We start from the raw sequence: 11,868 nt of genomic DNA, 5'->3' as shown, positions 1-11,868 counted from the left end.
TTTCGAGGGCGTGCCCGCATGGGAAGAGCGGCATTGGGTCGGCAAGACGCTCACCTGTGGCGGCGCGGAGCTTGAGGTGTTCGCCGAAACCGCGCGATGCGAGGCGACGAGCGTCGACCCGGCGACGGCGCAGCGCGGTATTTCGATCCCGGCGGCGCTGCAAAGCACATGGGGCCACAAGAACCTCGGGCTTTACGCGAAGGTTACGCGCGGCGGCACGGTCTGCATTGGCGACACCCTCACGCTCGTTTGAAGTACACCGCGTTCGCCATGCGCGCCGCCCTTGCACCGGGCAAAGAAAGCGCGACATACGTTTTTCGCTAGATAAGACAGCGTGTGCGGGTTTATGAACTCGCCGTAGTTATTCTAAAACAAGAAGGCGCACGACAATGCCGGACTATCGCTCCCGTACCTCGACCCATGGCCGCAACATGGCGGGCGCTCGCGGTCTCTGGCGGGCAACCGGCATGAAGGACGGCGATTTCGGCAAGCCGATCATCGCCATCGCCAACTCGTTCACACAGTTCGTGCCCGGCCACGTGCATCTGAAAGACCTCGGCCAGCTTGTCGCGCGCGAGATCGAGAAGGCGGGCGGCGTCGCCAAGGAATTCGATACCATCGCCATCGACGACGGCATCGCGATGGGCCATAGCGGCATGCTCTATTCGCTGCCCTCGCGCGAGATCATCGCCGACTCGGTGGAGTATATGGTCAACGCTCACACCGCCGATGCGCTCGTCTGCATCTCGAATTGCGACAAGATCACGCCCGGCATGCTGATGGCGAGCCTACGCCTCAACATCCCGACGATCTTCGTTTCCGGCGGCCCGATGGAAGCCGGCAAGGTCACGGTCGGCGGCAAGACGCACGCGGTGGACCTCATCGACGCCATGATCAAGGGCGCGGACCCGAGCGTGTCGGACGAAGTCGCCGAAGCCTACGAGCGCGACTCGTGCCCGACCTGCGGCTCGTGCTCGGGCATGTTCACGGCCAATTCCATGAATTGCCTGACCGAAGCGCTCGGCCTTTCGCTGCCCGGCAACGGCACGATGCTCGCCACCCATGCGGACCGCAAGGAACTGTTCCTCGAAGCGGGGCGGCGCATCGTGGACATCACCAAGCGCTATTATGAAGGCGACGACGCGAGCGTGCTCCCGCGTTCCATCGCCAATTTCGAGGCGTTCGAGAACGCGATGACGCTCGACATCGCCATGGGCGGCTCGACCAACACCGTGCTGCATCTGCTCGCCGCCGCGCAGGAAGCCGAAGTGCCCTTCACCATGACCGACATCGACCGGCTGTCGCGCCGCGTGCCGTGCCTCTCCAAGGTCGCGCCGAACATCGCCGATGTGCATGTGGAAGACGTGCACCGCGCGGGCGGCATCATGGGCATCCTCGGTGAACTCGACCGCGGCGGGCTTGTCAATCGCGGCTGCGGCACGGTGCACGCGCCGACGATTGCGGACGCGCTCGACAAGTGGGACATCGCGCGCACCAACGATCCCGCCGTTCAGGAGTTCTTCAAAGCGGCGCCTGGTGGCGTGCGCACGACTGAAGCCTTCAGCCAGGCCGCACGTTGGGACGAACTTGACGCCGACCGCGCGAATGGCGTCGTCCATTCAGTGGAGAACGCGTTCTCGAAAGACGGCGGCCTCGCCGTGCTGTTCGGCAACATCGCGCTCGACGGCTGCATCGTGAAAACGGCGGGCGTCGACGCATCGAACCTCACCTTTACCGGCCCGGCGGTGATTTGCGAGAGCCAGGAAGAGGCGGTCGAGAAGATCCTCGGCGGCGCGGTGAAGGAAGGCGACGTGGTGCTCATCCGCTACGAAGGGCCGAAGGGCGGCCCCGGCATGCAGGAAATGCTCTACCCGACGAGCTATCTCAAGAGCATGGGCCTCGGCAAGAAATGCGCGCTCATCACGGACGGGCGTTTTTCGGGCGGCACGTCCGGCCTCTCCATCGGCCATGCGTCGCCCGAAGCGGCGGAAGGCGGCGCGATTGGCCTTGTCGAGCAGGGCGACATCATCGTCATCGACATTCCGAACCGCGTGATTCGCGTCGATCTGTCCGACGAGGTTCTGGCGAAGCGCCGCGCGGCGATGGAAGCGAAGGGCGCGGTGGCATGGAAGCCCGTCAGCCGCGTTCGCCATGTGAGCCAGGCGCTTCGGGCGTATGCGGCGCTGACGACGAGCGCGGCGCGCGGTGCGGTACGCGATGTATCGCAGGTTGAGCGCAGGCGCTGACGCGGGCGCGCTCAGCGCCTTTCCGTCTGGGGAACCAGTGTGAAGCCGTAGCAAAAGGTGCTCGGGGCCAACGTTCAACCGAAGGTCTTGCTGCTCAATCGGCTTCGGCCGGTGTGACGGTCATTCCACGCTGCCCCGTTTCCCGCTTAACCGGCGGAAGGCATACGCTTGGACGGTTCCGAAAACACGCCGGGCGCGGCGAGCCGAATAGAAAAAGCCCCTGCGCGCTACGCCGGGGCTTTTTGATTTCGGGTTCTACCTGACCGCAGCGAGCGCTAAGGCTGCGGGCCAAAAGCTTCACCGCAAAACTCGCCGACACCCCGAAATGTGCCGCTGCCTCCCGCCGGGAGTTGCCCTCCGAAACGAACCGGACCACACGCTCCCGCAAATCACACGAATAGCTCTTCCCCATGATCCACCTCCGATCATGGTGAAGAGCTATTCTGACGCTCTAAGTGAGCATCGCGCGTGGGTCGAAAGCCTATTCGTCTGTTTTCGGATCGATGGTTGCCGCCACGGCAGGTGCCGCGTTGGACAGCGCAGCGGTTCCGCTCCGGCCCGTGTAAGTCTTCACCGGGGCCGCTTCGCCGATCGGACGGCGGCGGCGGCGGCGCGGCAAGGGATCGCCTTCGGGCGCGCCGTTGTAAGCCTCGCCATTCGCAACGCCGTTTACCGGTTGCGGCGCACCTTCGTCTCCGCCGCTCGACTGCGGAGGAAGCACAACCGGCTGCTGCAGGAACTGCGGAAAAGCGTTCTGCGGTATATAAGGCTGCGGCTGCTGATGCTGATTGTAAGCGGGAACGCGCTCCGGACGTTCTGCCCGTTCGACGCGTTCAGGGCGCTCCATTCGCTCGGGACGTGGCGCGCGCTCCGGTCTCTCAACGCGTTCGGGACGCTCGTTGCGCTCCGGGCGCTCGGCGCGTTCGTTACGCTCTAGCGGCTGAAAGCGCTGCTGCTGAGGAGCGAAATCTTCCCCATCGTCATCGTCATCGGAGTCGAAATCACGGGAGTAAGCATCCTGCGCGCCGAATCGTCCGGGGCCGCCATTGACAGGCTGCTCGCCGCCAGGGTTCTGAGCCTGCGCAGCAAGGATGATGCGGTTGTAATGCTCTGCATGCTGAAGATAGTTCTCGGCCGCGACGGAATCGCCTGAGGCCATCGCATCACGAGCAAGAGACGTGTACTTCTCGGCGATATGCATCGCCGTGCCACGGATCTTGACGTCGGGACCACTCGATTCGTAGTTCCGGCTTATGGAATTCTGTGGCTTGCGGCCGCCGCGATTACGGCCTCTGCGGCTTTGCTGTCCTTGCCTCATGGGTCCTGTCTTGTCGAAGGTCACAAAAGCTCACCTCATGCAGACACGGCACGTTGGGTGCCGGTCAATGCCTGCAACAGTAAAAATTCTCAGTCCAGCCTGCCTGTCAGTTCAAAGCAACGCTAACTTGAGAAGCAGATGTTTATAGGCTCCGCACAGTAAGAAACGTGACCCACTGATCCCGCCGATGCTCAAATTCAGCACCCGGTCTTAGCATCAGTTTTTTGGTAGCCTACGTTCCTATGCCTCGTCGTCTTGCAACCGCTGCGGGGTTTGACGAAGCCGCCTCTGCATTGACCCTATCCCGATCCAACCGGATTTCCAACCTTTTTTTTGCCGGGTCCCGCGTCACCGCCCGACTGTCTCACTCCTGCAACGGCCCGCTCAATGCCCGCCAGATCCAGGAATATTTCCGTTTGGAATCCGGCATCAAGCTCCGTCAGCATGTCTCGAACCAATCGGGCCTGAAGATGTCCCGTCTCGAAAATCAGAAGCCCTGGCACACGCAAAAGGCGCGAAGCTTGCGGCACTATATCCCGGTACGCCTTAAGCCCGTCTTTTCCCCCGTCCAGCGCAAGCCTTGGGTCGAAATCCCGCACCTCGGCGCACAACCCCGCTATGTCGGCGGTTTCAATGTAAGGAGGATTACACGCAATGATGTCGAAAGTTGCATCGGCGAGCGCTGCGCCCCAGTCTCCACACAAGAAAAACGCTCGAGACGCGAGGCCAAGCCGCGCGAAATTCGCTCTTGCCGTTCGCAGCGCGCCTTCGCTTCGGTCGACGCCAACGCCCGTCGCGTTCGGCAACTCGGACAGCAGCGCGGCAAGGATGCACCCCGTTCCGGTTCCCAGGTCGAGGATGCGAAGCGGCGCATTCGCGAGATCATGCTTTCGGCACCACGCCAACGCCACATCGACGAGAACCTCCGTGTCCGGACGAGGATCGAGGGTGTGCGGCGACAGTCCAAACGGCATGCCCCAGAACTCGCGCGCCCCCACGATGCGCGAAACCGGCTCGCCCGCAAAGCGCCGCTGCGCCACCTCGATGGCGCGGTCCAGCACTTCCGGCGGAAGCGCAGCATCGCGCTTGGTGACAGCCTCTTCCGGCGAAAAACCGGCTGCATACGCCGAGAGAAGCCGCGCATCGAGCGCCGCCGACTCGATGCCAGCCTGCCGGAATCGCTCGGCGAGATAGCGCACCAATTCCGCGAATGTCGTCATTCGTGCTCCGTGGCGCCTACTGCTTCAGGCATGGACCGAGGTTTCCGCCGCAAGCTGACCAGCCTGACGCTCCGTGATCAGCGCATCGATGATCGTATCGAGCCCTTCGCCTTCCATGATCTGCGGCAGGTTGTACAGCGTCACATTGACGCGATGATCGGTCACGCGCCCTTGCGGGAAATTGTAGGTGCGGATGCGTTGCGAGCGGTCGCCGGAGCCGATCTGATCCTTGCGTTCCGCCGCGCGGGCCTCGTCGATGCGCGTGCGCTCCATGTCAAACAGTCGCGCGCGGAGCACCTGCATGGCGCGTGCGCGGTTCTGATGCTGCGACTTCTCGCTCGACGTCACGATGATGCCGGTCGGGATATGGGTGATGCGAACCGCCGAGTCGGTCGTGTTCACGTGCTGCCCGCCCGCACCGCTCGCCCGCATGGTGTCGATGCGGATGTCCTGTTCGCGGATCTCGACGTCGACTTCCTCGGCTTCCGGCAGCACGGCCACCGTCGCCGCCGAGGTATGGATGCGGCCCTGGTTCTCCGTTTCCGGCACGCGCTGTACGCGATGCACGCCCGACTCGAACTTCATCCGCGCGAACACGCCCTTGCCGCTGATGCTCGCCACGATTTCCCTGAAGCCGCCCGCATCCGCGTCGCTGACCGAAAGCACGTTCACTTTCCAGCCCTTGAGGTCCGCATAGCGCTGGTACATGCGGAAAAGGTCCGCCGCGAACAGCGCAGCTTCCTCGCCGCCAGTGCCCGCGCGAACTTCGAGGATGGCGCTTTTTTCGTCCGCCGCGTCCTTCGGCAGCAGCATGATCTGAAGCTCGTGCTCCAGCTGCTCGACGCGCGGCTCGGCCGCCTCCAGTTCCTCGCGCGCAAGCTCGACCATGTCCGGCTCGGCCGCCGGGTCTTCGATCATCTGGCGGAGGCTGTCGCGCTCTTCCTCAGCAGCTTCGAGCGTCTTGATTGCCGCGACCAGCGGATCGAGGTCCGAAAATTCCTTCGAGAGTTTCTTGAACGTCTCCTGATCGCAGCCTTCCGAAAGCTGCGCCTGGATCGTTTCCCAGCGGCCAACGAGCCGCTTCAGTTTGTCTTTCGGTATGGATACCATGGATCGATCCCTGTTCATCGCGTCCGGAACCACGACCGGCGCGACGAAATTTATTTTTGGCCTGATCGGCTGGTGCTCACTGCACTGGGTGCGCAAGCAACCCATCCACTAGATATCAATGTTTTCCTTCCGCGCAAACTCGGTCAACTCGCGCCGGATGGTCGAGCAGTTTCCGTCGACGAGGCCGTTCAGCATTTCTCCGAGCTTTTTCGTGTCGAGGGACAGCACCATCGCCTTGATAGGGCCAACCGATGCCGGCGCCATGGAAATCGAGCGGAAGCCCAGCCCGAGCAGCGCCATTGCATCGACGGGCCGCCCGGCCATCTCGCCGCACAGCGCGAAGTCGGTCTTGTGCGCAATGGCCTTTGCCGCGATTTCGCGCAGCACCTTGAGCGCGGACGAGTGCAGCGGATCGAACCTGCGGGCCACGCGGTCGTTTTCGCGGTCCGCCGCGAACAGGAATTGGAGCAGATCATTGCTGCCGACCGAAATGAAATCCACCAGCGGAAGGATCTGGTCGAGCTGGTAAAGGATGGCCGGAATTTCGACCATCACGCCGACGCGCATCTCCGATGGCAGTTCGTGGCTGTGCTTCTTTGCGTGCTCGACTTCCTTGTCGATGAGCGCCTTTGCGCCGAGAAGCTCGGAAACGTCGGCGATGAAGGGCAGCATGAGCGAAAGCTCGCGCCCCGCCGCCGCGCGCATCAGCGCACGGGCCTGCGTGCGGAACAGCGCGGGCCTGTCGAGTGACATGCGGATCGCGCGCCAGCCCAGCGCCGGGTTTTCTTCCTTCACGCGCCGCAGATACGGCAACACCTTGTCGCCGCCCACGTCGAGCGACCGGAAGATGACGCGGCGCCCGCCCGCCATATCGAGGATGCGGTTATAGGTTTTGCGTTGCTCTTCCATCTTCGGGAAGCGCGACGCGACCATGAATTGAAGCTCGGTCCGGTACAGGCCGATGCCATCCGCGCCGCTCTGGTAGAGATGCGGCAGATCGACCGTGAGCCCGGCATTCATGTTGAGCAGAACGCGCTCGCCGTCTTTCGTGATCGCCTGCACGTGGCGGAGCTTTGAGAAGCGGGCCTGCCGCCGCGCGCGAAAACGCGCCTTGTCGGCATAGGCGCGGATGAGTTCGAGCGACGGGCGAACGTGGAATTGCCCGGTTGCAGCGTCGAGAATCGCCGGGTCGCCATGGTCGGCGATCGACAGCACGTCCGGCACCTGCACGAGTACCGCGAGATTGAATGACCGCGCCACGATGGAAACGTGCGATGTCGCGCCGCCCTCCTCGATAACGAGGCCGCGCAGCTTGCGCGGGTCGTAGCTCAGAAGCTCGGCCGCGCCCATGTTCCGGGCGACGAGAATGGCGTCGTTCGGCAGGCGCTCGACATGCGTCTCCTGGCCTTGCAGCGTGCGCAGAAGCCGGGTCGACAAATCGTCGATGTCATGGCTACGCTCGCGCCAGAAGTCGTCGCCGACCTTCATGAGCTGCGTGCGCATGTTTTGCTGAACGCGTTCGACCGCCGCCTCGGCCGTGAGACCGGCCATCACCGCGTCGCGCATGCGCCGGGCCCAGCCCTTGTCGTTCGCCAGCATCTGCACGGCTTCGAGAACGGCCTGATGCTCGCTGTCCTGCGGCGAGTCCTCGTGTTCGAGATGACGCTTGATGTCGTCCTTGAGGCGTTCGAGCGCGTCTTCGAGGCGCTTCAACTCCGCCGGGATGTTGTCCGCGAAGAATTTCAGCACTACGGGGCGTGGCTCGTGCAGCGCGATGTGTCCGAGCGCCAGTCCGTCAGCGAGCGGCGTGCCCTTGATCGTGACCGATGTTTCGCGCCGCCCCGGCGAGTGGGATACCGCGCCCGCGAAAGCGCCCGATCCGATGAGTTCCGCTAGCACCATGGCCGTCGTTTCAAGCGCCTCCACCTCTTCCGTCGTATAGCGTCGCTCGATCTTGTTCTGCACGGTGAGCACGCCAATTGTGCGTCGCTCGCGCACGATCGGCACGCCGAGGAAGGAGTGGTAGTTCTCTTCGCCTGTCTCAGGCTTGTAGGAGAACGAAGGATGCTTCTGAGCATCAGGCAAATTGATGGGTTGTCCCCAGTCGGCGATGAGACCGACGAGACCCTCGCCCTTCTTCATGCGGAGCGCGTGGACAGCCTCTTTCTTCAGGCCTTCGGTGGCGAAAAGTTCGAGCGATTCATCCGGCAGGCGGACATAGATCGAGCTCACCTCGGCAATCATGTTCGAGGCTATGACTTTTACAATGCTGTCCAGCTTGGCTTGCGGCTCTGACGCACTCGCCATGATTGCCCGCAAGCTTCGGATCAGCACCCATGGGGGACGTTGAGTCCAGGGCATCTGCCTGGTTCCAATAACCTGTTAGGTTGCGAGGGTTAGGCGCCCCGGCCACGCGAGCGCCCAGCTTGTCGTTTCAGGTTCGGTCGAGGCCGAACAAGCTATGCAGCGTGTTCACCGCCTCTTCAGTATGCGCCGCGCCGATGAGCACGCTGATCTTGATCTCGGACGTCGATATCGCCTGGATGTTAATGCCCTTGCCGGCGAGGGCCTGAAACATCTCGGCGGCCACACCGGCATGGCTGCGCATGCCGACGCCGATGACCGACACCTTCACCATATCCGTGTCGCCGCGAAGGTCGCGATAGCGGATGGTGTCCTGATTATCGCGCAGCACCTGAAGCGCGCGCGGAAGCTCCGCTGCGGCCACGGTAAAGGTGAGGTCAGTCTTGCGACCATCCTCGGAAATGTTCTGCACGATCATGTCCACGTTAATGTTCGCTTCCGACAGCGGCACGAAAATGCTCGCGGCGACGCCCGGCTTATCCTCGATGCTCAGCACCGTGACCTTTGCCTCGTCTTTCGCGTATGCAATGCCGCTGACAACGTGATGTTCCAACATTTCCGTTTCGTCGCAAACGAGCGTCCCGCACATTTCGGATATTCCGGAGCGAGCGGGTTCGCATGTTTCAGGGTTATCGAAGCTAGAACGAACTTGTACACGCACGCCTTGAGCCATTGCAAGCTCGACAGAGCGCGTCTGAAGTACTTTCGCCCCCAAAGACGCCATTTCCAGCATCTCTTCATACGAAATGCGCGGAAGTCTTCGGGCCTCCGGCACAAGCCGAGGGTCCGTTGTATACACGCCATCGACGTCGGTGTAGATGTCGCACCGCTCGGCCTTGAGGGCGGCAGCCAGTGCGACGGCGCTCGTGTCGGAACCGCCGCGTCCGAGTGTGGTTATACGTCCTGAAGGGGCGATGCCCTGGAAACCTGCCACGACGGCAACTTCGCCGCCTTCGACGCTCGCGAGCAGGTCGGCGGTTTCGACGCGATCGATGCGGGCGACGCTATGCGAGCCGTCCGTGACGAGCGGGATTTGCCACCCCTGCCAGGATCGCGCCTTGACCCCGATGGACTGGAGAATGATCGCCATCAGGCCAGCAGTGACCTGTTCACCCGACGACACAACGGCGTCATACTCGCGCAGGTCGTAAAGCTCGTGCGCTTCCTTGCACCACCCGACGAGCTGGTTCGTGTGGCCTGCCATGGCGGAAACCACGACGGCGACGCGATTGCCGGCCTCGACCTCACGCTTGACGTGGAGCGCGGAATTTCTGATGCGGGCGATGTCTGCGACGGAAGTTCCGCCAAATTTCATGACGAGCAGCATGGGACTGGCTATATGGTGCGAGAGTGAAAATAGCGGCGCGAGCGTACGTAGATTTCGCGCAGCAGGAGATCAGGAACGCCATTGATGGGGATTGAGGCAGAAACACGGCAAAGTCCGTCTCTGGACGCGACAGAGTTGCGGCATTTCGAGAGTCTCGCGAAAGAGTGGTGGGACGAGCGAGGCAAATTCAGCGGTTTGCATGCCTTCAATCCTGCGCGGCTCGCATTTATTGTGGCGGAAGTCAAGCGCTGGCGAAAAGGCCAGTTCAACGAATTCCGCCCGCTTCAGGGTCTTGATGTTGTCGATATCGGCTGCGGCGGCGGCATCCTTTCGGAACCGCTGGCGAGGCTGGGCGGTACTGTAACAGGAATCGATCCGGTAGAGGAGTCCATCGGCGTCGCCCGCGCGCATGCGGCGAAGCTAGGCGTTCCCGTCACCTATCGCAACGTCACCGCCGAGGATCTGGCGCGCGAGGGGCTGACGTTCGATGTCGTGGTCGCCTCGGAGGTGATCGAGCACGTCGCCGACCCGCAGTCCTTCCTGAAGACGTGCCGCAGCCTCGCGAAGCCCGGCGGGCTGATCGTGCTGTCCACGCTGAACCGCACGTCAAAATCCTACGGGCTCGCGGTGTTCGCCGCCGAACGCATCCTCGGCCTCGTTCCGCCCGGCACGCACGACTGGAAGAAGTTCATCAAGCCGGACGAACTTGCGGGCGCGCTGTCGGATGCGGGCTTCGCCGCCACGCGCCGCGCGGGCATGATCTACAAGCCGCTCTCCGGCTCGTGGACGCTGTCCGACACGGATCTATCGATGAACTACCTCATGTCCGGCGAGGCCGTGTGACGCTTCCCTGCCGCATCCGCGCGCCCGGTCCCGGCGACGAGGTCGGCTGGCGCAGGCTGTGGCAGGGCTATCTCGCGTTCTATGGCGTTGCGGCTCCGCGCGAAGTGACCGATGAGCTTTGGCGGCGCATTCTGGAGCCGCGCGAGCCGGTGCATGCGCTCGTCGCGGAAACGCGACTCGGCTTCTTCAGCGCGGGTCAACTTGTCGGCTTCGCGAATTACGTGCTGCATGCGCACACGCTCGGACCGCAGCCCATTTGCTATATGGAGGACTTGTTCGTTGCGGACGACGCGCGCGGAGAAGGCGTCGGCCGCGCCCTCATCGAAGCGCTGATCCACAAAGGGCGCGTCGAGGGGTGGCCGCGCGTCTCCTGGCACACGCACGAGGCGAACGAGCCGGCGCGCGCGCTCTACGACAAGATTGTGCCGCGCGACCCGTTCATCCGCTACAAGGTGAAGCTCAAGTAAATCCGCGCACAGAGACCATCGCTATTCGGACCACAAAGCAGAAACCGATTTCTGCTAAAGCTATATCCAATTGACCGATGGAGACGAGCTTGATCCGGGTCCGGTTCTTCAGGGTAGTACTGGCGCTTCCGGCGGTGCTATTTCTCGGCGCTCTCCTGATGTCATACGCGTCGGTGATCGACGTTCTTACGCTCTTCTTCCTGCTGTGGATGGCGGCACTCATCCACGTTGTCTTCCTCTTCGCCTTCCGCTGCCCGCGCTGCGGCGCCTCGGCCTATGCGATGCATGCCGAGCACGGCATTAGGGCGGCGTTGCCCGTGCCGAACCGCGTCTGCGTGAATTGCGGATACGATTTCATTAAGGGTGAGATCGCCGCCGCCGACGCGCCGGTTGCCGAACCCGCACTGACGCTGGCGAAAAGCTCGTCCGAGGCCGATTGGCGGGAACTCAAGATACCGGCTGAGCCTTCAGCGGAAGCGCGCACCAATTTGGCTCATGGCCGTTCACGCCGAGAAGCCGCATGAGGTCGACCATCGCGATCGTCGTCGTCATGGTATTGACGAGCGGATGAGCGCTGACCGTTTTCGACACGCGCATGCGTTCATCGAAAATCGGCCTGACGCGCCGCTCCGTATCGTTCACCAGCGCGAAAGGCGTGACGCTGCCGGGCAGCACCTTCAGCGCTGCACCCATCGTCTCAGGTGACGCAAAGGAGAAGCGCCCGTCCGCGCCGAGCTGCTTCGCGAGCGCTTTAAGATCGAGCGGAGGCGTAAGCAGGTGCATCGTGACGAGGTAAAGCTGCTTTGCCTTGTCCTCGACCACGATATTCTTGACCGGGAATTCCCAGAGCGACACGTCGCGGCTCGCAAGCCCTTGCGCCGTGTGCACTTCCTCGTGCTCCACCGTCTCGTAAGCAATGCCGAGCGATGCGAGAAGCCCGAAGAAGGCGCGCCAGTCGTTCATGGTGATGCGT

11 protein-coding genes are annotated in these 11,868 nt (G+C 62.8%); 5 read left to right on the top strand and 6 right to left on the bottom strand.

What is annotated here, in order from left to right:
• Both T281_RS04630 and ilvD read left to right on the top strand, forming a co-directional pair.
• A partial coding sequence (locus tag T281_RS04630; protein ID WP_037234952.1) for an MOSC domain-containing protein occupies positions 1-253 on the top strand: 253 nt, incomplete at its 5' end.
• Positions 254-389: 136 nt separating this feature from the next.
• On the top strand, positions 390-2,246 hold the full coding sequence (gene ilvD, locus T281_RS04625; RefSeq protein WP_037234949.1) for a dihydroxy-acid dehydratase: 1,857 nt from the start codon (positions 390-392) through the stop codon (positions 2,244-2,246).
• A 481-nt stretch (positions 2,247-2,727) separates the two neighbouring features.
• Here the strand turns inward: ilvD and T281_RS17440 are convergent, their stop codons facing one another.
• The 5 genes from T281_RS17440 to T281_RS04600 all read right to left on the bottom strand — a co-directional run bounded on the left by T281_RS17440 (position 2,728) and on the right by T281_RS04600 (position 9,585).
• Positions 2,728-3,564 carry a DUF4167 domain-containing protein gene (locus T281_RS17440; RefSeq protein ID WP_081796596.1) on the bottom strand — a complete coding sequence of 279 codons (837 nt, stop codon included), beginning with the start codon at positions 3,562-3,564 and terminating at the stop codon, positions 2,728-2,730.
• A gap of 299 nt (positions 3,565-3,863) precedes the next feature.
• The gene (gene prmC, locus T281_RS04615) at positions 3,864-4,784 is read right to left on the bottom strand and encodes a peptide chain release factor N(5)-glutamine methyltransferase (protein ID WP_081796595.1); all 921 of its coding nucleotides are present in this window, start codon (positions 4,782-4,784) and stop codon (positions 3,864-3,866) included.
• Between the two features lie 24 nt (positions 4,785-4,808).
• Positions 4,809-5,894 (bottom strand): peptide chain release factor 1, encoded by a 1,086-nt coding sequence (gene prfA, locus T281_RS04610; RefSeq protein WP_037234945.1) that lies wholly within the window; start codon positions 5,892-5,894, stop codon positions 4,809-4,811.
• Between the two features lie 108 nt (positions 5,895-6,002).
• Positions 6,003-8,255 carry a phosphoenolpyruvate--protein phosphotransferase gene (gene ptsP, locus T281_RS04605; protein WP_037234941.1) on the bottom strand — a complete coding sequence of 751 codons (2,253 nt, stop codon included), beginning with the start codon at positions 8,253-8,255 and terminating at the stop codon, positions 6,003-6,005.
• 73 nt (positions 8,256-8,328) lie between these two features.
• Entirely contained in the window at positions 8,329-9,585 is a 1,257-nt protein-coding gene (locus T281_RS04600) for an aspartate kinase (RefSeq protein WP_037234940.1), read from the bottom strand.
• Positions 9,586-9,669: 84 nt separating this feature from the next.
• On the opposite strand from T281_RS04600, the gene ubiG reads away from it, so the two are divergent.
• From ubiG to T281_RS04585, 3 genes are all read left to right on the top strand, one after another.
• Positions 9,670-10,428 (top strand): bifunctional 2-polyprenyl-6-hydroxyphenol methylase/3-demethylubiquinol 3-O-methyltransferase UbiG, encoded by a 759-nt coding sequence (ubiG, locus tag T281_RS04595; protein ID WP_037234939.1) that lies wholly within the window; start codon positions 9,670-9,672, stop codon positions 10,426-10,428.
• Complete coding sequence (locus T281_RS04590; protein WP_052037034.1) at positions 10,425-10,895, top strand: GNAT family N-acetyltransferase; 471 nt, start codon at positions 10,425-10,427, stop codon at positions 10,893-10,895. The genes ubiG and T281_RS04590 overlap by 4 nt, the downstream gene beginning before the upstream one ends.
• An 89-nt stretch (positions 10,896-10,984) precedes the next feature.
• Entirely contained in the window at positions 10,985-11,419 is a 435-nt protein-coding gene (locus T281_RS04585; RefSeq protein ID WP_155955102.1) for a hypothetical protein, read from the top strand.
• Here T281_RS04585 and T281_RS04580 read toward each other — a convergent pair.
• Positions 11,343-11,858, bottom strand: coding sequence for a prolyl-tRNA synthetase associated domain-containing protein (locus T281_RS04580; RefSeq protein ID WP_037234932.1), 516 nt, complete (start codon positions 11,856-11,858; stop codon positions 11,343-11,345). The genes T281_RS04585 and T281_RS04580 overlap by 77 nt on opposite strands.
• Positions 11,859-11,868 lie beyond the last annotated feature (10 nt).

It is taken from the genome of Rhodomicrobium udaipurense JA643 (genome assembly GCF_000636015.1).
Lineage (GTDB): Bacteria > Pseudomonadota > Alphaproteobacteria > Rhizobiales > Rhodomicrobiaceae > Rhodomicrobium > Rhodomicrobium udaipurense.
This window is presented reverse-complemented; position numbering and strand designations above follow the sequence as displayed.

What these genes read in the sequence shown, in the direction of transcription:
- ilvD (WP_037234949.1), top strand. Translation starts at nt 390, where the DNA reads ATGCCGGACTATCGCTCCCGTACCTCGACCCATGGCCGCAACATGGCG.
- T281_RS17440 (WP_081796596.1), bottom strand. Translation starts at nt 3,564, where the DNA reads ATGAGGCAAGGACAGCAAAGCCGCAGAGGCCGTAATCGCGGCGGCCGC.
- prmC (WP_081796595.1), bottom strand. Translation starts at nt 4,784, where the DNA reads ATGACGACATTCGCGGAATTGGTGCGCTATCTCGCCGAGCGATTCCGG.
- prfA (WP_037234945.1), bottom strand. Translation starts at nt 5,894, where the DNA reads ATGGTATCCATACCGAAAGACAAACTGAAGCGGCTCGTTGGCCGCTGG.
- ptsP (WP_037234941.1), bottom strand. Translation starts at nt 8,255, where the DNA reads ATGCCCTGGACTCAACGTCCCCCATGGGTGCTGATCCGAAGCTTGCGG.
- T281_RS04600 (WP_037234940.1), bottom strand. Translation starts at nt 9,585, where the DNA reads ATGCTGCTCGTCATGAAATTTGGCGGAACTTCCGTCGCAGACATCGCC.
- ubiG (WP_037234939.1), top strand. Translation starts at nt 9,670, where the DNA reads ATGGGGATTGAGGCAGAAACACGGCAAAGTCCGTCTCTGGACGCGACA.
- T281_RS04580 (WP_037234932.1), bottom strand. Translation starts at nt 11,858, where the DNA reads ATGAACGACTGGCGCGCCTTCTTCGGGCTTCTCGCATCGCTCGGCATT.